Origin of the sequence: Xanthomonas sp. D-109 (assembly GCF_017746095.1) — a bacterium.
Taxonomy (GTDB): Bacteria; Pseudomonadota; Gammaproteobacteria; order Xanthomonadales; family Xanthomonadaceae; genus Xanthomonas_A; species Xanthomonas_A sacchari.
The window spans coordinates 73,066-94,705 of record NZ_JAGHWV010000009.1 but is presented as its reverse complement, the minus strand read 5'-3'; the positions used below and the strand labels follow the sequence as shown (position 1 = coordinate 94,705).

The window sequence follows — 21,640 nt, the reverse complement described above, 5'->3', positions numbered from 1 at the left end:
GCGCTCAGCCGCGCTGGCGCTCGTAGAAGTCGCTGCGGCCGCCGGGCTGGCGCTTGAAGCGGCGGTGGATCCACAGATACTGCGCCGGCGCCTCGCGCACCATCGCCTCGATGGCGGCGTTGACCCGCGCGGTGTCGGCGACCATGTCTTCCGACGGAAAGTCTTCCAGCGGCGGCGCGATGCGCAGGATGTAGTCGGCGCCTTCGCGGCGGTGGAAGTACGGCACCACCGCGCAACCGGTCAGTCGCGCCAGCTGGTGGGTCGCGGTGATGGTGGCCGCGGGCATGCCGAAGAACGGCACGAACACCGTGTCCTTGCCGCGCATGTCCTGGTCCGGCGCGTACCACAGGAAACCGCCTCGCTTGAGGTGGCGCACGCTGCCGCGCAGGTCCTCATTGGCGAACATGGCGGTGGCGTAGCGCAGGCGGCCGCGCTTGACCGCCCATTCGAACACCGGATTGCGGTGGCGCCGGTACATGCCGGCCAGCGGCACGTGATCGCACAGCAGGCGGCCGCAGATCTCCAGGGTCATGAAGTGGCCCGACACCAGCAGCACGCCACGGCCTTGCGCCTGCAGCGCCTGCAGGTGTTCCAGGCCCTCGATGCGGGTGCGCCGGCGAATCGCGCCGATGCCGCCCCACCAGGCGCGGGCGAATTCGAACACGCCCACGCCCAGCGCGTCGAAGCTGTCGCGCAGCAGGCGCGCGCGCCAGGTCTCGCTGTGCTCCGGGAAGCACAGTGCCAGGTTCACCTCGGCGGCATGGCGGCGGGTGCCGGCCAGGCGCAGCGCCAGCCAGCCGATGCCGCGGCCCAGTGCGCGCTGCAACAGCCACGGCAGGCGTGCGGCGATCACCGCCAGGCCGAGCAGCAGCCAGGTGGGCCAGTGGCGGGGCGAGCGTGGCGGCGGTGCGGCCTGGGTCGCGGAGGCGGGCGGAGTGGGGGCGGCAGACATGCGCCAAGTTTAGCCGGGCACGCGCACGGCCGCGTCGGCGCGCACTGCTGGGGGCATGGCGATCGTCTGCCGCCGTCCGCGCGCAACCGGCTATGCTGTCCGGATGCGCAACGATTTCATCGAGCGGCTGCTGCGCGGCCTGTACTCGGCCGTGCTCTATCTGCTGCTGCCGGTCACCGTCTATCACCTGGTCTGGCGCGGCTTCCGCGTGCGCCAGTACTTCCAGCGCTGGGACGAGCGTTACGCCTCGTACTCGCAGGCGCGCGGACGCCCGCGGGTGTGGCTGCACGCGGTCTCGGTGGGCGAGGTCAACGTCGCCGCGCCGGTGGTCAATGCGCTGCGCGCGCAGCGCCCGGACATCCGCTGGGTGATCACCACCATCACCCCGACCGGCTCGGAGCGGGTGCGCGCGCTGTGGGGCGACGCCCTGGATCATGTGTATCTGCCCTACGACGTGCCCGGCAGCGTCGGCCGCTTCCTGCAGCATTTCCGCCCGAGCCTGGCGCTGATCCTGGAGACCGAGCTGTGGCCGAACATGCTGTTCGGCTGCCGCGACCGCGGCATTCCGGTGTACGTGCTCAACGCGCGGCTGTCGGCGCGTTCGCTGCGCGGCTACCGGGTGCTGCGGCCGTTGATCGGGCGCGCGCTGCGCACCGTCACCTGCGTGGCGGCGCAGTCGCAGGAGGACGCCGAGCGCTTCGTCGCGCTGGGCGCGCGCGCCGAGCAGGTGCGTGCGCTGGGCAACCTGAAGTTCGACATCGCCGCGCCCGCGCACCTGCCGGAGGTCGTCGCCGCGTTCCGCGAGCGCGTGCCGGCGGCGCGTCCAGTGTGGATCGCTGCCAGCACCCACGATGGCGAGGAAGCGGCGGTGATCGAGATGCACCGGCAACTGCGCCGGCAGTGGCCGGACCTGCTGCTGCTGTGGGCGCCGCGGCATCCGGAACGCTTCGCCAAGGTCGAGGCGCTGGCGCGCGACCAGGGCTGGCGCGTGGCCACGCGCCGCCAGCAGCAGTGGCCGGGTGCCGACGATGCGGTGTTCGTGATCGACACGCTGGGCGAGTTGATGGGCTTCTACGCCTGCGCGCAGGTCGCCTTCGTCGGCGGCAGCCTGCAGCCGATCGGCGGCCACAACCTGCTGGAGCCGGCAGCGGTCGGCACGCCGTCGGTCACCGGCCCGCACCTGCACAACTTCTCCGAAATCTCGCGGCGCATGCGCGAGGCCGGTGCGGTGGCCATCTGCGAGGATGCCGGCGCCGTGTGCGCGGCGCTGCAGTCCCTGCTGGGCGACGCCGAGTCGCGCAAGCAGATGGCCGAGGCGGGCTGCGCGCTGGTCGCCAACGGCCGCGGCGCGCTGCAACGGACCCTGCAACTGATCGCGCCGCATCTGCCGCCGTTGGCCGGCGAGGCGAGTGCGGAGGACTGACGTGCTTCGCCAGCGGGATCCGCGCGTCTGTAGGAGCGGCTTTAGCCGCGACGGGCATTCCCGGTAAAGCGTGTCGCGGCTGAAGCCGCTCCTACGGTTGCTGCGACGGCATCCTTTTTCCGGGCTCCAGACAACTGGTTGTGGGAGCGACTTCAGTCGCGACGCATGACACGCTCCGTTCGCCTATTCCGCCCCTTCCATCGCGCAGCGCGTCGGGACTGAAGTCCCTCCCACAGTGCGGCTGGCGGACTGTCGTGTCACGGTCAGAACGGCGTTCGCTTTGGCAGATGGCGGGCGACGCTGCACGGCGCGTGTCGCATGGCGAGTGCGTACTCGTAGGAGCGGATTCAGCCGCGACCGGCAGCCGCGACCGGGGCGCTGACATGGCTCAGCCTGCGGCTCCCCAAAACAAAACGACGGACCCGAAGGCCCGCCGTTTCGATGGGTGCACGCGCGAACGCGCTTACTGCGTGCTGGTGGAGTTGAGCTTGGATTCGGCGCTCTGGGTCAGCAGCGCGTTGATCGACTGCACCTCGGCCACGTCCAGCGAGCCGAGCGCCTGGCTCAGCAGCAGGCGGTTCTGCAGGAAGTTGTAGCGCGCCTGCGCGTAGGCCAGCTGCGCCTGGTAAAGGGTGCGCTGGTTCTGCACCACGTCCAGCACGGTGCGGGTACCGACTTCCAGGCCGACCTGCGAGGCGTCGAACGCGGCCTGCGCCGAGACCACCGCCAGGCGCCGCGCCTCGATCTCGCTGATCCCGGCCACCACCGTCTGGTAGGCGTTGCGGGTGTTGCGGTCGAGCGCACGCTTCTGCAGTTCGTAGGTGTCCTGGGCGATGTCGCGCTGCGCCAGCGCCTGGCGCACCGCCGACTGGGTGGCGCCGCCGGCGAAGATCGGGATGCTCAGGGTGACGCCGATGGTGTTGCTGTCGGCGCGCGGCGAATTGCTGCCGGAGACGCCGTCGCCCCAGGTCGCATCGCGGCCGGCGCTGGCCGACAGGTTCAGCGTCGGCAAGTGTCCGGCACGCGCGGCCGAGACGCTGGCCTCGGCGGCCTGCACCTGGTACTGGTAGGAACGCAGCGACGGATTCTTGTCCAGCGCCGAGGCGATCAGGCTGTCGATGTCGCCGCCGGTGGCCGGCAGCTGCGGACGGAAATCCTCCGGCAGGCCGCGCAGGTCGCGCACCGGCTGGCCGGTGATCTCGGTCAGCGCCTGGTACAGGTCCTGCAGCGAGTTGCGCGCGGTGATCGTGTCGGCGCGGGCCTGGTCGTACTCGGCGCGGGCTTCGTGCACGTCGGTGATCGGTGCCAGGCCCACTTCCAGGCGCTTGTCGGCGTAGTCGAACTGCTTCTTGGCGGCAGCTTCGTTGGTCTCGGCGGCGACCAGCGACTCGATCGCCACCAGCACGTTGAAGTAGGCCGCCGAGGTGCGCACGATCAGGTCGTCGTTGGCCGAATCCAGGGTGTAGTCGGCAGCCAGGCTGCGCGCCTTCTGCGCGCGCAGGTTGGAGAACTGCGCGAAGTTGACCAGGGTCTGCTGGCCCTGCACGGCGTAGCTGCGGCTCTTGCTGGTGCCGGACAGCTCGCCGGTGCCGCGCTCGATCTCGCTATGGCTGCGCTGCAGCGATGCGCTGCCGTTGATCTGCGGCAGCAGCGCGGCGCGCGCCTGCACCTCGCCCTCCTTGTCGTACAGCCGGGTCGATTCCGCGGAGGCCAACTGCGGGTCGCTGTTGCGGGCCATTTCGTAGACTTGCAGCAGGTCCGTGGCGTTGGCGGCCAGCGGAAACAGCGCGGCGGCCAGCGCCAGGACGAGGGATCGGCGGATCATTGCGGCTTCCTTGATGGATCAGAATGTGAACTGGGGGACTGGCGCTGCGCCTCGCAGGTAGTACGCCAGGTCGGTTTCGAACAGCGATTCCGTGCGCGGCGCGCCGGCCTCGGCATGCACCAGCACCGCTTCCATGACCGGCGCGCGGCCGCGGATCGCGAATAGGCGCCCGCCGGGACGCAGCCAGGCCAGGAACTGCGCCGGGATCTCGGTGACCGCGGCGGTGACGCAGACCACGTCGAAGCGGCGCTCGCTGTTCCAGGCGAAGGCGTCGGCGGTCTCGATGCGGACGTTGCTGCCCAGGTCGGCGGCGTCCAGGTTGGCGCGCGCGGTGGCGGCCAGGGCCGGCTCGATTTCCAGGCTGACCACTTCGCGGCCGAGTTCGCCCAGGCAGGCGCTGACGAAGCCGCTGCCGGTGCCGATCTCGAGCACGTCCTCGCCCGGCTGCAGGTCCAGGGCCTGCAGCATGCGGCCTTCGATGACCGGCTTCATCATGAACTGGCCGTGGCCCAGTGGAATCTCCAGGTCGGCGTAGGCCACGGCGCGGTGGGCCGGCGGCACGAAGGTCTCGCGCGGCAGCCGCGACAGCACGTCGAGCACGCGCAGGTCCAGCACGTCCCAGGGACGGACCTGCTGTTCCACCATCTTTTCGCGGGCTTGGGAGTAGTCGATCGTCATTTCGGGCATCCAACGCGGAGGGCCGGGCATTTTAGCCGGCACGGAGGCCGGGCGTATGCCGCAGCATCGCCGCCGGACGGCCCGGCGCGCAGTGCCGGAAGTCATCGGCGCCGGGGAACGGCCGGGCGGCCGGGCTAGCGCACCGCATAGGCACGCAGGAAGAAGTCGATGCTGGCCTCGACATGGGCGCGGACCTGCTCCTGGCTGGCGTCGCGGCACAGGCCGCACATCATCAGCGAGTGCAGCTCGCCCTTGACCAGGCAGAAGAACTGCGAGGCGGCCAGGTCCAGGTCGGCGATGTCCAGTTCGCCGGCGGCGACGTGGGCCTGCAGCAACCGCGCCAGGTCCTGCTGGGTGCGCTTGGGGCCGGCATTCCAGAACATCTCGCGGACGTGGTCGTCGCCGGTGCCGGGGGTCAGCATCATGCGGTGGGTGGCCATCGCCGCCTCGCTGCTGATCATGGCGAAGAAGGCCTGGCCGATGTCCAGCAACTGGGTGCGCAGGGGGCCCTTGAGCGCGTGCCCGAACAGGTCGTCCGGCAGCAGCGCCTGGCATTGCGCGCGCACCGCCTCGGCGAACAGGGTCTCCTTGTCGCCGTAGTGGCTGTAGACGGTGAGCTTGGAGACGCCGGCGCGGGCGGCGATGCCGTCCATGCTGACCCCGCCGAATCCCAGTTCGGTGAACATCTCCCGCGCCGCTTCCAGGATCGCGGCGCGTTTGCCCATGTCCTTGGGGCGGCCGGGTCCGGCTGGGCGGGGGGAGGGTTTGGCGGCGGCGGGCGATTTGCTGACCATGGCGGCAATACTAGACCAGTCGGTTCGATATTTATACTAGACCCGCTGGTTCATTATTGTGACGCTGCGTTCGGCCGGCGTCGCCGACCGGGTGGGGCAGGCGGCCAACGGTCTGTCCGGGGGACGGCGACATCGGCGTCCAATGCTTTGCTTATGCGCGGCTTACATTTGCCTAACATCGGGCTCATGGTCGCCTAATCGGCGGCCCCGACGATGCCGCCATGGCCATCGTCCCGCTCTCTGCCGCTTCCGGTTTCCGCTTCGCCGACCCCGTGCTGGTGGATGCCCTGCATCCCGACCGCGCGCAGGTCGAAGCCTTCATCGCCCGGGTCTACCGCGAGCGCTACGGCGCGGTCCTGCGCGGTTTCCTTCCGCACCTGCTCGCCTACCACGACGCCGACGGTCGCCTGCAGGCCGCGCTGGGCCTGCGCTGCGCCAGCGAGGGCCCGCTGTTCGTCGAGCAGTACCTGGCGCAGCCGGCCGAACTGGCGATCGCCGAGCGGATGCCGCGGCGGGTGGTGCGCAGCGAACTGGTGGAGGTGGGCAATTTCGCCGCCGAGCACGCCGGCGATGCGCGGGCGATGATCCGCGCATTGACCTGCACCCTGCATGGCGCCGGCCTGCGCTGGGTGCTGTTCGTGGCGACCCGGCAACTGCGCAACGCCTTCGACCGCCTGCACCTGGCGACTGTGGAACTGGGCGAGGCGCGCGGCCAGGACCTGCGCGACGATCCCAGCGACTGGGGCGACTACTACGCGGCGCAGCCGCGGCTGATGTTCGGCGACATCGCCGCCGGGCACGCCTTCCTGCAGCGCGAGGCGGAACCACGCTACGGCGCGCTGCCCACGTTCCGCGCCTGCCTGGCGGGGGCGCCGTGAGCGCGCCGAGCGTCGCCGACCTGCTGGCCGGCTTGCGCGGCGGCGACGCGCGCGTGCTTTACGCCGATGGGGCGCTGCCCGAGCGCGATCTGCTCGAGCGCGCGCAGCGCCTGGCCGATGCGCTGCAACGGCATGGGTTGCACTGCGTGGCCAGCCGCCTGGACAACGGCCCCGAGTGGCTGCTGCTGGACCTGGCGATCCGCCTGGGTGGCGGCGTGCACGTGCCGCTGCCGACCTTCTTCAGTCCGGCGCAGGTGCAGTACGCCCTGGCCAGCAGCGGTGCGCAGGGGCTGATCGCGGCGCCGGGTCCGGCGCTGGCCGGTCTCGACGGCGAGGCGCTGCGTCTGCCGGAGCCGGGCCTGGCGGGCCGGCGCTTGGCGCAGATGCCGGTGGCCCTGCCCGCAGGCACCGGCTGCATCACCTACACCTCCGGCACCACTGGCCAGCCCAAGGGCGTGTGCCTGGGTGCCGAGGCGCTGCTGCAGGTGGCCGGCTCGCTGGCCGACGCGGCCTCGGCGCTGGCGCCGCGCCGGCACCTGTGCCTGATGCCGCTGTCGACGCTGCTGGAAAACGTCGGCGGCCTCTACGCGCCGCTGCTGTCGGGCGCGCAGATCGCGCTGCCGTCGCTGGCCGAGATCGGCTACAGCGGCGCTGCCGGCCTGGACATCCCGACCCTGATCGCCTGCCTGCACCGCTACCAGCCGCATAGCGTGATCCTGGTGCCGCAGTTGCTGCTGGGGCTGGTCATGGCCGCCGAGCGCGGCGTGCCGCTGCCCGCCTCGTTGCGCTACCTGGCGGTCGGCGGTGGCCGCGTCGGCCCGGGCCTGCTGCGCCGCGCGGCGGCGCTGCAGTTGCCGGTGTTCGAAGGCTACGGCCTGACCGAATGCGCCTCGGTGGTGGCCTTGAACCGGCCCGAGGCGCAGCGCCTGGGCAGCGTCGGGCGACCGCTGCCGCATGCGCGGGTGCAGGTGGTCGATGGCGAGCTGCAGGTCGACGGCGTGCGTTGCCTGGGCTACCTGGGCGCCCCCGGCCCGGTGCCGGGGCCGATCGCCACCGGCGACCTGGGCCATGTCGACGCCGATGGCTTCGTGCACATCACCGGCCGCCGCAAGCATGTGTTCATCACCGCGTTCGGCCGCAACGTCTCGCCGGAGTGGGTGGAAAGCGAGTTGCTGCAGCATCCGCTGATCGCGCAGGCGGTGGTATGCGGCGAGGCGCGTGCGCACAACCTGGCGGTGCTGTGGCCGCGCCGCCCCGGCGAAGACGACGCTGCGCTGCAAGGGGCGCTGGCCGAGGTCAACGCCGGCCTGCCCGATTACGCCCGCGTCGCCGGCTTCGTGCGCGCCGCCGCGCCGTTCAGCGCTGCCGACGGCCTGCTCACCGGCAACGGCCGCCCGCGCCGCGACGCCATCCTGCAGCGCTACGCCGATGCCGTGGCGCAGCGCTACGCCGAACTCGAACCCGATCCCGCCCCAGGAGCCTTCCAATGAGTTTCCACGCCCGACTGCTCGCCGAGACCCAGGCCGAACGCGCCGACCTGATCGCCATTCCGATCATCCAGACCGCCCTGGCCGGGCAGATCGCCCGCGCCGACTACGTCGCCTTCCTCGGTCAGGCCTATCACCACGTGCGCCACACCGTGCCGTTGCTGATGGCCTGCGGCGCGCGCCTGCCGGCGCGGCTGGAGTGGCTGCGCAGCGCGGTGGCCGAGTACATCGAGGAAGAACTGGGCCACCAGGAGTGGATCCTCGACGACCTGGCCGCCTGCGGTGCCGACCGTGCCGCGGCCGCGGTGTCGATGCCCTCGGCGGCGACCGAACTGATGGTGGCCTACGCCTACGACACCATCGCCCGCGGCAATCCGGTGGGCTTCTTCGGCATGGTGCTGGTGCTGGAAGGCACCAGCGTGGCGCTGGCCACGCGTGCGGCCGACAGCATCGAGACCTCGCTGGGCCTGCCGCGCAACGCCTTCAGCTACCTGCGCTCGCACGGCGACCTGGACATCGGGCATGCCGGCTTCTTCGAAGGCCTGATGGACCGCCTCGACGACGCCGACGACCAGCGCGCCGTGGTGCACGCGGCCAAGCGCTTCTACGGCCTGTACTGCGACATCTTCCGCAGCCTGCGCGTACAGCCGGCGCTGCCCATGGCGGAGGCCGCATGATGGATCTCAACGGACGCAGCGTGATTCTCACCGGCGCCAGCGGCGGCATCGGCGCCGCCCTGTGCGACGAACTGGTGGCCGCCGGCGCCTGCGTGCTGGCGGTCGGCCGCGACCCGGTGCGGCTGGCGCAGGTCGCCGGCCGGCATCCGCAGGGGCGGGTGCTGCCGCTGCCGCTGGACCTGTCCACGCCGGCCGGGCGCGCGCAGTTGCTCGGCGCCGCCGGGGCCTTGCCGATCCGTCCGTCGCTGCTGCTGATCGCGCATGCGCAGAGCGGTTTCGGCCTGTTCGCCGAGCAGTCCGAGCAGGATCTGCGGCAACTGCTGGACACCAACCTGATGGCGCCGATGTTGCTCGTGCGCGCGCTGCTGCCGTTGTTGCAGGCGCAGCCGCAGGCCACGGTGGTGGCGGTCGGCTCGACCTTCGGCAGCCTGGGGTTCCCCGGTTTCGCCGGCTACAGCGCCAGCAAGTTCGGCCTGCGCGGCCTGTTCGAGGCGCTGGCGCGCGAGTACGCCGACAGCCATGTGCGTTTCCAGTACCTGGCGCCGCGCGCCACCCGCACCGCGTTCAACACCGCGCAGGTGGATGCGATGAACCAGGAACTGAAGGTCGGTGCGGATACGCCGGAGCGGGTGGCGCGCGCGCTGCGCCAGGCGATCGAACGCGGCGATCGGCGCCTGCAGATCGGCTGGCCGGAAAAGCTCTTCGCCCGCCTCAACGGCGCCTTGCCGGGACTGGTGGACCGCAGTTTGAAAGCGCAGCTGCCCGTGGTGCGCCGGCATGCCGCGCGCGCTCCTTCCCGATTTGGAGATGCCCGATGAACGTCCGTCTGCGTGCGCTGTCGCTGTTGCTTGCGCTGTTGCCGCTGGGGGCGGCCGCTGCCGCGCCGCTGACCCCGGCGGTGGCCGCGGTGCGCGACCAGTGGGCGCAGGTCGCCTACCAGACGCCGAAGCCGCAGCGCCTGCAGGCCTATGCCAACCTGGCCGCGCAGGCGGCCGCCGCCCGCCAGGCGGCGCCGCGCGATCCGGCCGCGCTGATCTGGGAGGGCATCGTGCTGTCCAGCGAAGCCGGCGAGCGCGGCGGCCTCGGTGCGCTGGGCCTGGTCAAGCGCGCCCGCAGCGATTTCGAGCAGGCGCTGGCGCTGGACCCGGCCGCCTTGAACGGCGCCGGCTGCACCAGCCTGGGCGCGCTGTACTACCAGGTGCCCGGCTGGCCGGTCGGCTTCGGCGACGACGCCAAGGCGCGGTCCCTGTTGCAGCGGGGCCTGCAGTACGATCCGGACGGCATCGACGCCAACTACTTCTACGGCGATTTCCTGCGCGCGCAGAAGGACTGGAGCGGCGCTGCCGCGGCCTTGCGCAAGGCCCTGGCGGCACCGCCGCGGCCCGGGCGCGAGGTGGCCGACCACGGCCGCCGCCAGCAGATCCAGGCGGCGTTGCGCGAGGTCGAGCCGCATCTTGCCAGCCGCTGAGCGGCCACCCACACTGCGGCCATGCGCATCCTGCTGGTGGAAGACGATCTGTCGCTGGGAGAAGGCATCCGCACCGCGTTGCGCCGCGCCGCCTATTCGGTGGACTGGGTGCAGGACGGTGCCGCTGCGCTGGCGGCGATCGGCGATGGCGAGATCGACCTGGTGCTGCTGGACCTGGGGCTGCCGCGCATGGATGGGCTGGAGGTGATCCGGCGCACCCGCCAGCTCGGCGCCGACGTGCCGATCCTGGTGCTCAGCGCGCGCGAACGGCCGGCCGATCGCGCGCTGGGCCTGGACGTGGGCGCCGACGATTACCTGGGCAAGCCCTTCGACACCACCGAACTGCTGGCGCGCACGCGTGCGCTGCTGCGGCGCAGCGCCGGCCGCGCCACGCCGCAGCTGGAGATCGGTGCGCTGCACCTGGACCCGGAGCGCCTGGCGGTGCGCTGGCGCGGCCGTGCGCTGGACCTGACCCGACGCGAGTTCGCCCTGCTGTGGCTGTTGGCCGAGCGCCATGGCCGCGCCATCGCCCGCGATTCGATCCAGCAGCGGCTGTACGGCTGGGACGAGGACGTGGCCAGCAACGCGGTGGACGTGCACGTGCACCAGTTGCGGCGCAAGCTCGATCCGGCGCTGATCCGCACCGTGCGCGGGGTCGGCTACGCGCTCGACACCCAGGCCGCGACGGCGGCGCCATGAGTTCGATGCGGCGACGCTTGCTGGGCGGCCTGCTCGGCGTGGTGGTGCCGGTGTTCGCGCTGACCGCGCTGCTGAGCTACCGCGCCGGCCTGCAGGAGGCCGGCGAGATGTTCGACGCCAAGCTGGTGCAGTCCTCGCGTGTACTGCTGAGCCTGGTCGACGAGCCGCTGGACGATCTGTCGCGGCTGGGGCCGGCCGGCGATGCCATCGTGATCCACGGCTGGCATGGCCAGGCGCAGGGCGTGGGCGAGGCGCTGGCGTTCCGCACCGGGCACGCCTACGAAAGCAAGCTGGCGTTCCAGGTACGCGACGGCAACGGCCATCTGCTGCTGCGCTCGGACAGCGGGCCGACCCGGCAACTGGCGCCGCTGCGCGCCGGCTTCGCCGACGTGACCCTGGATGGCGACCGCTGGCGCACCTTCAGCCTGCGCTCGCCGGGCGGGCGCTGGTTCCAGACCGGCGAACAGGCCGATATCCGCGAGGAACTGGCCGAGGACATCGCGCTGGGCACGGCCTTGCCGCTGCTGCTGGCGCTGCCGGTGCTGGTGGTGCTGGTGTGGCTGCTGGTGAACTGGGCCAGCGGCGCGTTGAGCCGAGTGTCGCAGGCGATCGGCGAGCGCGACCCGCAGCGGCTGGAGCCGCTGCCGCTGCAGGGCGTGCCGCGCGAGATCCTCGGCCTGGTCGCCGCGGTCAACGGGCTGATGCGGCGCCTGCAGACCGCGCTGGAGCGCGAACGCCGCTTCATCGCCGACGCCGCGCACGAGCTGCGCACCCCGATCGCCGCGCTGAAGGTGCACGCCGACAACCTGCGGCAGGCCCGCGATGCCGACGAGCGCGCCGACTCGCAGCGGCACCTGGACGCCAGCGTGCGCCGGGTCGAGCGGCTGGTCGCGCAGTTGCTGACCCTGAGCCGGGTCGAGCCGGGGGCTGCCGCCGCGACGCTGTCGCCGCTGGCGCTGGATGCGCTGGTGGCGCTGCAGGTGGAGGAAGCGCACGACCTGGCCGCGCGCCGCGGCCAGCACCTGCACCTGCGCCGCAACGACCCGGCGCGGCTGCCGGCCAACGAGGCGGCGCTGTCGGCGCTGGTGCGCAACCTGATCGACAACGCGTTGCGCTACGCACCGCCGCAGGGCCAGGTCGAGGTGGCCCTGTGCGCCGGGCGCGACGGGGTCTGCTTCAGCGTCGAGGATTCCGGCCCCGGCATCCCGGCCGAGGCGCGCGAGCGGGTGTTCGCGCGCTTCCACCGCGAACTGGGCAGCGGCGTGGAGGGCAGCGGCCTGGGCCTGGCGATCGTGCGCGAGGTGGTGAGCGCGCACGGCGGCGAGGTGACCCTGGACACCTCGCCGACCCTGGGCGGCCTGCGCGTTTGCGTGACCCTGCCGCTGCCGCCGTGAATGCAGCCTGGGCGTCAGGAACACCCTGACATCGGCGCCGAACAGGCGGTGATAGATTAGCCATCTGCCCACAGGGGGGTACCCGCGCGCCGTTACCGGTGTGATTCGGAAAGGATGGAACAGGGGGATCGGCGTCACGATATTCGCGACGGCGCGCACGCGCTGTGTCGCCGCCTGGGCGTGGGTCTGTGCCTGTTGCTGGCGTTGTGCTGCGCCAGTGTCGTCGCGCGCGCCGAACCGGCCGCGGCGCTGACCGAACGCGCGGTGCTCGAGCGCCCGGTGATCGCGCGCTGGACCATGCAGGAGGGGTTGCCGCACAACCTGGTGCACGCGCTGGCGCAGGACCGCGACGGCATGATCTGGGTCGGCACCTGGGAGGGCGTGGCGCGTTTCGACGGCCGCGCCTTCACCGTCTTCGATCGGCAGAACACCCCGGGCATGGAACTGTCGGGGGTGTTCGCGCTGCTCGCCGACGCCGACGGCGGCATGCTGGTCGGCACCGCCTACGACGGCGTGTTCCGCTATGCCGCCGGGCGCTGGGAGCATCTGGGCGATGCGCGCGCGCAACGGCTGCGGGTCACCGCCATGCTGCGCGATGCCGATGGCGGGCTGTGGGTGGGCAGCGAGGACGGCCTGTTCCGGATCGAGGCCGACGGCCGCCTGGTCGATGCCGGCGCCGCTGCGGGGTTGGGCAGGACCCGCATCGCCGCGCTGCTGCGCTACCGCGATGCGGTGCTGGTGGGCACGCCGCAAGGGCTGTTCCGGCTGACCGCGCATGGCACGCGCGCGCAGCGCTGGGGGGCGGCGGCGATGCGCACGGCGTCGATCCGGCGCCTGGCCCCCGACCGCCACGGCGGCCTGCTGGCGGCCAGCGACGAGGGCGTGTTCTGGCTCGGCGCCGATGACAGCCTGCAATGGCTGCGGCGCGGCCAGCGCGTCGATGCCGCGCTGCAGGACCGCGATGGGCACCTGTGGATGAGCCTGTCCAGCGGACAACTGCTGCGGCGCGCCGGCAACGGCGCCAGCGACGAAGTGCTGTCGATTTCCGGCGTGGTCAGCCCGGCGCTGATCGAGGATCACGAAGGCCTGATCTGGGCCGGCAGTACCGACGGGCTGTTTCGCGTCGCCAAGGGCGACGCCGGCGGTCTGACCCGCCAGGACGGGCTGGGCAGCGACTACGTGCGTGTGGTCCAGCAGAACGCCGATGGCGCGATCTGGATCGGCCATGCCGCCGGCCTCGACCGCTGGCAGGGCGGCCGCATCCGTGGGGTGCGATTGAGCGAGCGCGCGGGCCGCGATCCGTCGGTGCTGGCGCTGGCCGCCGCGCGCGATGGCGGCATGTGGGTCGGCACCTACGACCAGGGCGTGCTGCTGCTGTCGGCCGACGGCAGCATCCGGCAGCGCCTGGGCATGGCCGCGGGCGTGCCGCGGAGCATGGTGCGGGCGCTGCTGGCCGACGCCGACGGCGGCCTGTGGATCGGCGGCAACGAGGGGCTGCTGTACCGCAAGGGCGATCGCACGCGGGCCTACGGCAGCGCCGACGGCTTGCCGGGGCGGCAGGTGCAGGCGCTGTACCGCGACCGCGCCGGCGTGTTGTGGATCGGCACCAGCCAGGGCATCGCCACGCTCGCCGCGGACGGCACGCTGCGGGCGCGGCCGAGCGGCCACGGCTTCCCGGCGCAGAACGCCTTCGACTTCCTCGAAGATGCCGACGGCACGATGTGGGTCGCCAGCGACCGCGGGCTGCTGCGGCTACGCGGCGGGCAGTGGCGCATCTACGACCACAGCGTCGGTCTGCCGCGCGACAAGCTGTTCCGGTTGCTCGACGACGGCAACGGCAACCTGTGGGCCAACAGCAATCGCGGCGTGCTGCGCATCGCGCGTGCGCGTCTGGCGGAACTGGACGCCGGCCAGCGCAGCACCCTGGCGGTGGACGTGGTCGATCGCAGCGACGGCATGCCCAGCGTGCAGGGCAACGGCAGCACCGCGCCGGCCGGTTGGCGCAGCCGCGACGGGGTGTTGCTGATCCCGACCTCGGCCGGCCTGGCGCTGATCGATCCGGCGCTGCCGAGCCGGCGCGACGTGCGCGCGCCGCCGCTGGTGATCTCGCACGTGCAGGTGGATGGCGTGGCGCAGCCGCTGCGGGGCGAGTACCGCCTGCACGGCGGCGTCGCCCGGCTCGCGGTCGGCTATGCCGGGCTCAGCTTCCGCTCGCCGGACAAGGTGCGCTACCGCTATCGCCTGCAGGGGTTCGACCGCCAGTGGGTCGATGCCGGCAGCAGCGAGGAGGCCGTCTACACCAACCTGCCGTCGGGCAGCTATCGCCTGGACGTGCAGGCGATGACCAGCCCGCTGGACTGGTCGCGCAGCGACCGCATCGGCAGCGCTTCGCTGCAGTTGCAGTTGGTGCCGCCGTTCTGGGAGCGCTGGCCGTTCGTGGTGCTGGTGGCGCTGTGCGCGACCGGCCTGATCCTGTGGTGGTACCGCGGTCGCAGCCATCGCTACCGGCGCCGCCAGCGTCGCCTCAACACCATCATCGCCGAGCGCACCCACGAGCTGAAGGCCAAGAACCTGGCCTTGAAGCTGGCCAACCTCGAACGCGAGGATCTGGTGCGCAAGCTCGCCTACCAGGCCGGCCACGATGCCCTGACCGGCCTGCCCAATCGGCGCACCGGCGACCCCTACCTCAACACGGCACTGGAGCGGGCGCTGAGCACGCGCACGCCCTTGTGCGTGGCGCTGCTGGACATCGACCATTTCAAGAAGATCAACGACGCGCACGGCCACGAGATCGGCGACGAGGTGCTGCGCCGGGTCGGCGAGGCGCTGCGCGCCAGTCTCGGCGAGCAGGCGTTCGCTGCGCGCCACGGCGGCGAGGAATTCCTGCTGGTGCTGCCCGGCCTGGACCAGGAACCGGCGCGTGCGCGCCTGGATGCGTTGCGCGTGCGCATCGCCGACCTGGTGCTGTACGACGACGACGGGCGCGCGGTGCGCTTCACCGCCAGCATCGGCTTCGCCTGCGTGTCGCCGACCCTGCGCACGCGCCGCGACCTGCTGGTGAAGGCCGACAAGCTCCTGTACCAGGCCAAGCGCGAAGGCCGCGATCGGGTGGTCGGCTAGGGCGCTGTCGTCACACGGACGCCGCGCGTCGGTTGCGCGGCGACGCAGGTTGCGTGGGCAGCGCGCGCAGGCGCCAGGCAGGCGCCGCGAAGCGCGTGGGGTATTGCAGTGGGGTGTTCTGCACCCGCCGCATCGTCGCGGCGGGCGGGAGGCGGCCGGCGCCAGTGCGCCGGCGCGGATCAGCCCTGCAGGCGCTGCAACACCGCCTGCGTGGCCGCCTCGGTGGAGATGCCTTGGCCGGGCGCGGCGAGATCGGCGGTGAACGCCTGCGCCTCGAGCGCGGCATCCACCGCCTGCTCGATCGCCACCGCCTCGGCGTCCAGGCCCAGCGAATGGCGCAGCAGCAGCGCCGCACTGAGGATGGTCGCGTAGGGATTGGCGATGCCCTTGCCGGCGATGTCCGGCGCCGAGCCGTGGATCGGCTCGTACAGGCCGATGCGGCCGTCGCCCAGCGAGGCCGAGGGCAGCAGCCCCAGCGAGCCGGCCAGCATCGAGGCTTCGTCGGTGAGGATGTCGCCGAACATGTTCTCGGTGACGATCACGTCGTATTCGCGCGGCTTGGCCAGCAGGTGCATGGCCATCGAATCGACCAGTTGGTGTTCCAGGCGCACGTCCGGGAACTCCTCGCGGCCGATCCGCGCGGCGACGTCGCGCCACAGCCGCGAGGTTTCCAGCACGTTGGCCTTGTCCACCGAGACCACGTGGTTGCGGCGCTGCCTGGCCAGGCGGAACGCGCTGCGCAGCACCCGTTCGATCTCCGCGACGGTGTAGCGGCACAGGTCGCTGGCGTCGCTGGCGCTGCGGGTCTTGTCGCCGAAGTAGATGCCGCCGGTCAGTTCGCGCACCACCACGATGTCCACGCCCTGCAACAGGTGCGGCTTGATCGGCGAGGCGTCCAGCGCCGCCTTGTGCGGCTTGACCGGGCGCAGGTTGGCGAACAGGCCCAGGCCGCGGCGGATCGCCAGCAGGCCCTGCTCCGGGCGCACCTTGGCGTTGGGGTCGGACCACTTCGGTCCGCCGACCGCGCCCAGCAGCACCGCGTCGGCGCCCTGGCAGGCGGTCAGCGTGGCCGCCGGCAGCGGCTCGCCGTGACGGTCGATGGCGATGCCGCCGATGTCGTGTTCGTGGAACTGGAAGTCATGGCCGTGGCGCGCGGCGACGGCGCGCAGCACCGCGACCGCGGCGGCGGCGACTTCCGGACCGATGCCGTCGCCGGGCAGGACGACGATGTCAGCGTGCATGGGTGGCCTCGTAGCGTTCGATGTCGGGTTGGCGCAGCAGCAGGTAGCCCATCTCGTCCACGCCTTCGAGCAGGCAGGTCTGCGAGAACGCGTCGAGCGGGAAGGCGTAGACGCGGCCGTCGGGCGTGCGCAGTTCGCGCGCGGCCACGTCCACGGTCAGTTCGTCGTCCGGGCGCTGCATCAGCGTCTGCACCTCGTCCTCGGCCAGCACGATCGGCAGCAGGCCGTTCTTGAGGCTGTTGTTGCGGAAGATGTCGGCGATCTCGCTGCTGACGATGGCGCGCAGGCCCAGGTCGGTCAGCGCCCACGGCGCATGCTCGCGCGAGGAGCCGCAGCCGAAGTTGCGCCCGGCCAGCAGGATCTGGCGGCCGGCGTTGTGCGCCTGGTTGAAGGCGAACTCCGGGTTCGGCGTGCCGTCGGCCTGCCAGCGCCAGTCGTTGAAGGCGTGGCGGCCGAGGCCGGCGCGTTCGGTGGTGGACAGGAACCGCGCCGGGATGATCTGGTCGGTGTCGATGTTGGTCTGGCGCAGCACCACGCTGCACGAGGTGAGGGTGGCGAAGCCGGCCATCACGGGGTCTCCTGGGAAGCGACGGAGTCGGGGGCGGGCGCTGCGTCGGCCACGGGCGGCGGCAGCGCCGCGGGCGGCACGTGCGGCGGCAGCAGCGGCTGGTGGCGGTGCGCGAAGGCGCGGGTGGTGGTGGCGACGAAGGTCAGCGTGGCCGCGAACGCGGCGATGTGCGACGCCATCACGCGACCTCCGCGAACAGCGCGCGCGGATCGCTGACCTTGCCGTTCACCGCCGCCCAGGCCGCGGTCAGCGGCGAGGCCAGCAGGGTGCGCGAGCCCGGGCCCTGACGGCCCTCGAAATTGCGGTTGCTGGTGCTCACCGCCAGCTGTCCCGGCGCCACCAGGTCGCCGTTCATGGCGATGCACATCGAGCAGCCGGACTCGCGCCATTCCGCGCCGGCCGCGCGCACCACCTCGTGGATGCCCTCGGCCTCGGCCTGGCGCTTGACGATCTCCGAACCCGGCACCACCAGCATGCGCACGTGCGGCGCCACCTTGCGCCCGCGCAGCACCTGCGCCACGGCGCGCATGTCGCTGAGCCGGCCGTTGGTGCAGGAACCGACGAACACCACGTCCACCGGCGTGCCGATCAGCGCGTGCCCGGCTTCCAGGTGCATGTAGTGCAGGCCCTTCTGCGCCGCCGGATCCTGTGCGGCCGGGATCGGCACGTCCACCGCGATCGCGGTGCCGGGGTGGGTGCCCCAGGTCAGGGTCGGGCGGATCTCGCGCGCATCGATGTGCACCTCGGCGTCGAAGCGCGCGCCGGGATCGCTGCGCAACTGCGACCAGCGCTGCACGGCGGCGTCGAAGTCGGCGCCCTTGGGGCCGCGCGGGGTGTTGGCGACCCAGTCGAAGGTGACCTGATCCGGCGCGACCATGCCCGCACGCGCGCCGGCCTCGATCGACATGTTGCACAGGGTCATGCGCTGTTCCATGTCCATCGCTTCGATGGTGGAGCCGCGGTATTCCAGCACGTGGCCGGTGCCGCCGTTGACTCCGATCACGCCGATGATGTGCAGGATCACGTCCTTGGCGCCGACGCCCGGCGCCAGCGGCCCGTCGACGGTGATCGCCATGGTCCTGGCCTTGCGCTGCAGCAGGCACTGCGTGGCCAGCACGTGGCCGACCTCGCTGGTGCCGATGCCGAACGCCAGCGCGCCGAACGCGCCATGCGTGGAGGTGTGGCTGTCGCCGCAGACGATGGTCATGCCGGGCTGGGTGAAGCCCTGCTCCGGCGCGATCACGTGGACGATGCCGCGGTTGTCCGAGCCCATGTCGAACAGTTCGATGCCGTAGTCGGCGCAGTTGCGCGCGAGCATGTCCACCTGCGCCTCGGAGGCCGGGGTGTAGTACGGCAGCTTGCCGTCGGCGCCGCGCGGCAGGGTCGGCGTGGAATGGTCCATCGTCGCCTTGGTGCGGTCGGGCCGGCGCGGCCGCAGGCCGCGCGTCTTGAGCTCGGTGAACGCCTGCGGCGAGGTCACCTCGTGGATCAGGTGCAGATCGATGTACAGCACCGCCGGGGCGGCGGCGCTTTCGGGGACGACGACGTGCGCGTCCCACAGCTTGTCGTACAGGGTGCGGGGAGTGGCGGACATTGCGGAACTACCTGGCAGGAAAGCTGGGCGGGGAGGGCAAGCGAAGGCGAGCGTGCACGAGGACGATGACCGCGGCGTGGCCGCTCACGCCATCGCGTCGGCGGCGGCCGGCGCCGCCTGGCGCTGGCGCAGCACGCGGTTGGCCACGTCCAGCCAGGCCAGCGCGCTGGCCTCGATGATGTCGCGGCTGGTGCCGGTGCCGTCGTACTCGACCTCGCCGTGGCGCACGCTGAGGTTGGCCTCGCCGCGCGCGTCGGCGCCGATGCCGACGCTGTGCACCTGGTAGCTGTCCAGCACCAGCTGCACGCCGGTGGCGGCCGACAGCGCGGCGAACAGCGCGTCCACCGGGCCGTCGCCCTCGGCGCGCTCGCTGACCCGCTGGCCGTCCGGATCGGACAGCTCGACCTGCGCGCTGGCGCGCTGGCCGCGGTCGCTGACGGTCATCGACGACAGCCGGTAGCCCTGGCTCTCCGGCGCGTCCTGCATCATCGCCTGCAGGTCGGCGTCGTTGACCACGCGCTGCTGTTCGCACAGCGCCTTGAACGCATCGAAGGCGATGTTCAGTTCGGCCTCGTCCAGCACGTAGCCCAGCGCACGCAGGCGCTGCTCGACCGCCGCGCGGCCGCTGTGGCGGCCCAGCACCATCTGCGAGGATTCCCAGCCCACGTCTTCCGGGCGCATGATCTCGTAGGTGCCGCGGTGGCGCAGCATGCCGTGCTGGTGGATGCCCGACTCGTGGGCGAAGGCGTTGCCGCCGACGATCGCCTTGTTGCGCTGGACGGGCATGCCGACCAGGCGCTGCAGCAACTGCGAGGTGGCGACGATGCGCGGCGTATTGATCGTGGTATCCAACTCGTAGAACGCGTTGCGCACCTTCAGCGCCATCGCGATCTCTTCCAGCGCGCAGTTGCCGGCGCGCTCGCCGATGCCGTTGATGGTGCATTCCACCTGCCGCGCGCCGCCTTCCACCGCGGCCAGCGAGTTGGCCACGGCCAGGCCCAGGTCGTTGTGGCAGTGGGTGCTGAACACCACCCGGTCGGCGCCGGGCACGTTGGCAATGATCCGCGCGAACATGCCGCGGATCTCTTCCGGGGTGGTGAAGCCGACGGTATCGGGCAGGTTGATGGTGGTGGCGCCGGCGGCGATCGCCACGCTGGCGACCTCGGCCAGGAAATCCTCCTCGGTGCGGGTGGCGTCCTCGGCCGAGAACTCCACGTCGTCCACGTACTGGCGCGCCAGCGATACGTGCTTGCGCACCGACTCCAGGACCTGCTCGCGGGTCATGCGCAGCTTGTGCTCGCGGTGCAGCGGGCTGGTCGACAGGAACACGTGCAGGCGCGGATTGGCCGCCGCTTCCAGCGCCCGTGCCGAGGTCTCGATGTCGGCGGCCAGGCAGCGCGACAGCACCGCCAGGGTCGGCGTGCGCAGCTCGCGGCCGATCAGCGCCATCGCCTCGCGATCGGACTGCGAGCTGGCCGGGAAGCCGGTCTCGATGATGTCCACGCCCAGCTCGGCCAGGGCGCGCGCCATCACCAGCTTCTGCGGCGGGGTCATGCTGCAGCCGGGGGATTGCTCGCCGTCGCGCAGGGTGGTGTCGAAAATGCGGATGCGGGGGGTCTGGGAAGAAACGGAAGTGTTCACCAGATGGGTTCCTCTACGGCGGCGGTGGCTTGCGGATGGGGAGGCGGGGACGGAGCGATGCGGGCAGGAGCGGGCGGGGCGGGACGTTGGCTGCGAAGTCGCTCGGCGCTGCGGCGGCGCGGCTTGCGCGGCGGGCGCGGGCGCACCTCCGACAGCAGCGTCGCCAGCACGCCGGCGTCGATGTTGCCACCGGACACCACCGCGCACTTGCGCTTGCCGGCGACGCGGCGCCCGGCCGCCAGGGCCAGCGCGCCGGCGCCCTCGGCGATGACGTGCTCCTCCAGCGCCAGGCGGACCAGCGTTTCACGCAGTTCCGCCTCGCGCACGATCACCACATCGTCGAGCAGGCTGGCGCACAGCCGGCGGGTGATGAACCCGGGGATTTTAACCTTGACGCCGTCGGCCAGGGTGGGCACCGGATCCACGGCGCGGATGTCGCCGCGGATCGCCCGCGCCATCGAGTCCACGCCTTCGACCTGGGCGCCGACCACGCGCACGCCCTGCGAGCGCAGCGCCAGGGCCACGCCGGAGGCCAGGCCGCCGCCGCCGATCGGCACGATCACCACGTCCGGGGCGTGCGCGGCCAGTTCGATGCCGACGGTGCCCTGGCCGGCGATCACGTCCGGGTCGTCGAAGGCGGACAGGAAGCGGTAGCCGTTCTGCTCGGCCAGCTCGCGGGCGAAGGCGAAGGCCTCGTCGTAGCTGTTGCCGTGCTGTCGCACGGTGGCGCCCCAGTGCGCGACGCCGGCGATCTTGGTCTGCGGTGCGCCGTGCGGCATCACCGTGATCGCCTGCACGCCCAGCCGGTGCGCGGCCCAGGCCACGCCCTGCGCGTGGTTGCCGGCGGAGGCGCAGATCACCGCGCGCTCGTCGCCGCGTTCCAGCCCGGCCAGCAGCGCGTTGAGCGCGCCGCGCACCTTGTAGGAGCCGGTGCGCTGCAGGTTCTCCAGTTTCAGCCACACGCCGAAGCGTTCGGCGTAATGCACCGGCGTCGGCGACAGGTAGCGGCGCAGCCGCGCCTGCGCGGCCAGCACGTCGGCCACGCTGACGGCGACGTGGCCTACATCCGGCTCCTGCGCAGGGCGACCGGCGTCAGACATGGTGGGGCCGGGAGCGGGGAGTGGGGAGTGGGGATTCGCAGCGGGAATCCTGGGCGCGAGCGCGAAGAAGCGACCTCCGTTGAAGAAGATGCCTCCGCATG

General features: G+C 72.0%; 19 protein-coding genes. 9 read left to right on the top strand and 10 right to left on the bottom strand.

The features are described 5' to 3' along the window. Positions 1-4: 4 nt before the first annotated feature. Positions 5-952 carry an LpxL/LpxP family Kdo(2)-lipid IV(A) lauroyl/palmitoleoyl acyltransferase gene (locus tag J7357_RS10035; RefSeq protein ID WP_209246107.1) on the bottom strand — a complete coding sequence of 316 codons (948 nt, stop codon included), beginning with the start codon at positions 950-952 and terminating at the stop codon, positions 5-7. 103 nt (positions 953-1,055) lie between these two features. Here J7357_RS10035 and waaA point away from each other — a divergent pair, with 103 nt between their 5' ends. Next, positions 1,056-2,375: a lipid IV(A) 3-deoxy-D-manno-octulosonic acid transferase gene (waaA, locus tag J7357_RS10030; RefSeq protein ID WP_209246105.1), complete on the top strand. Its 1,320-nt coding sequence runs from the start codon at positions 1,056-1,058 to the stop codon at positions 2,373-2,375. A 463-nt stretch (positions 2,376-2,838) separates the two neighbouring features. Here the strand turns inward: waaA and J7357_RS10025 are convergent, their stop codons facing one another. The 3 genes from J7357_RS10025 to J7357_RS10015 all read right to left on the bottom strand — a co-directional run bounded on the left by J7357_RS10025 (position 2,839) and on the right by J7357_RS10015 (position 5,672). Beyond that, complete coding sequence (locus J7357_RS10025) at positions 2,839-4,200, bottom strand: TolC family outer membrane protein (RefSeq protein ID WP_209246102.1); 1,362 nt, start codon at positions 4,198-4,200, stop codon at positions 2,839-2,841. Positions 4,201-4,218: 18 nt separating this feature from the next. Further along, a complete protein-coding gene (locus tag J7357_RS10020; RefSeq protein WP_209246100.1) occupies positions 4,219-4,878 on the bottom strand; it encodes a protein-L-isoaspartate O-methyltransferase in 660 nt (219 codons plus the stop codon). Between the two features lie 134 nt (positions 4,879-5,012). Beyond that, a complete protein-coding gene (locus J7357_RS10015) occupies positions 5,013-5,672 on the bottom strand; it encodes a TetR/AcrR family transcriptional regulator (RefSeq protein WP_209246098.1) in 660 nt (219 codons plus the stop codon). A 221-nt stretch (positions 5,673-5,893) separates the two neighbouring features. Between J7357_RS10015 and J7357_RS10010 the strand changes: the two genes are divergently transcribed. The 8 genes from J7357_RS10010 (at position 5,894) to J7357_RS09975 (ending at position 15,395) form a co-directional block, all read left to right on the top strand. After that, positions 5,894-6,550, top strand: coding sequence for a thermostable hemolysin (locus tag J7357_RS10010; protein ID WP_209246097.1), 657 nt, complete (start codon positions 5,894-5,896; stop codon positions 6,548-6,550). Further along, positions 6,547-8,040: an AMP-binding protein gene (locus J7357_RS10005; protein ID WP_209246095.1), complete on the top strand. Its 1,494-nt coding sequence runs from the start codon at positions 6,547-6,549 to the stop codon at positions 8,038-8,040. Before J7357_RS10010 ends, J7357_RS10005 begins: the two co-directional genes overlap by 4 nt. Beyond that, on the top strand, positions 8,037-8,714 hold the full coding sequence (locus tag J7357_RS10000; protein WP_209246093.1) for an iron-containing redox enzyme family protein: 678 nt from the start codon (positions 8,037-8,039) through the stop codon (positions 8,712-8,714). Before J7357_RS10005 ends, J7357_RS10000 begins: the two co-directional genes overlap by 4 nt. Beyond that, positions 8,714-9,532, top strand: coding sequence for an SDR family oxidoreductase (locus J7357_RS09995; protein ID WP_152239343.1), 819 nt, complete (start codon positions 8,714-8,716; stop codon positions 9,530-9,532). The genes J7357_RS10000 and J7357_RS09995 overlap by 1 nt, the downstream gene beginning before the upstream one ends. Beyond that, the gene (locus J7357_RS09990) at positions 9,529-10,182 is read left to right on the top strand and encodes a tetratricopeptide repeat protein (RefSeq protein WP_209246091.1); all 654 of its coding nucleotides are present in this window, start codon (positions 9,529-9,531) and stop codon (positions 10,180-10,182) included. Before J7357_RS09995 ends, J7357_RS09990 begins: the two co-directional genes overlap by 4 nt. A gap of 21 nt (positions 10,183-10,203) precedes the next feature. Beyond that, the gene (locus J7357_RS09985; protein ID WP_010344484.1) at positions 10,204-10,881 is read left to right on the top strand and encodes a response regulator transcription factor; all 678 of its coding nucleotides are present in this window, start codon (positions 10,204-10,206) and stop codon (positions 10,879-10,881) included. Then, complete coding sequence (locus J7357_RS09980; protein WP_244667417.1) at positions 10,878-12,275, top strand: ATP-binding protein; 1,398 nt, start codon at positions 10,878-10,880, stop codon at positions 12,273-12,275. Before J7357_RS09985 ends, J7357_RS09980 begins: the two co-directional genes overlap by 4 nt. 114 nt (positions 12,276-12,389) lie before the next feature. After that, entirely contained in the window at positions 12,390-15,395 is a 3,006-nt protein-coding gene (locus tag J7357_RS09975) for a ligand-binding sensor domain-containing diguanylate cyclase (RefSeq protein ID WP_209246089.1), read from the top strand. A gap of 179 nt (positions 15,396-15,574) precedes the next feature. Here the strand turns inward: J7357_RS09975 and leuB are convergent, their stop codons facing one another. The 6 genes from leuB to J7357_RS09945 form a co-directional block, all read right to left on the bottom strand. Continuing rightward, positions 15,575-16,636: a 3-isopropylmalate dehydrogenase gene (gene leuB, locus J7357_RS09970; protein ID WP_209246087.1), complete on the bottom strand. Its 1,062-nt coding sequence runs from the start codon at positions 16,634-16,636 to the stop codon at positions 15,575-15,577. Beyond that, complete coding sequence (leuD, locus tag J7357_RS09965) at positions 16,626-17,204, bottom strand: 3-isopropylmalate dehydratase small subunit (protein ID WP_209246084.1); 579 nt, start codon at positions 17,202-17,204, stop codon at positions 16,626-16,628. Before leuD ends, leuB begins: the two co-directional genes overlap by 11 nt. Next, the gene (locus tag J7357_RS09960) at positions 17,204-17,383 is read right to left on the bottom strand and encodes a hypothetical protein (protein WP_209246082.1); all 180 of its coding nucleotides are present in this window, start codon (positions 17,381-17,383) and stop codon (positions 17,204-17,206) included. Before J7357_RS09960 ends, leuD begins: the two co-directional genes overlap by 1 nt. Next, on the bottom strand, positions 17,383-18,798 hold the full coding sequence (gene leuC, locus J7357_RS09955) for a 3-isopropylmalate dehydratase large subunit (protein ID WP_209246080.1): 1,416 nt from the start codon (positions 18,796-18,798) through the stop codon (positions 17,383-17,385). Before leuC ends, J7357_RS09960 begins: the two co-directional genes overlap by 1 nt. 84 nt (positions 18,799-18,882) lie before the next feature. Then, entirely contained in the window at positions 18,883-20,439 is a 1,557-nt protein-coding gene (locus J7357_RS09950; protein ID WP_209246078.1) for a 2-isopropylmalate synthase, read from the bottom strand. Beyond that, positions 20,436-21,539 carry a threonine dehydratase gene (locus J7357_RS09945; protein WP_209246076.1) on the bottom strand — a complete coding sequence of 368 codons (1,104 nt, stop codon included), beginning with the start codon at positions 21,537-21,539 and terminating at the stop codon, positions 20,436-20,438. Before J7357_RS09945 ends, J7357_RS09950 begins: the two co-directional genes overlap by 4 nt. Between the last annotated feature and the right edge of the window lie 101 nt (positions 21,540-21,640).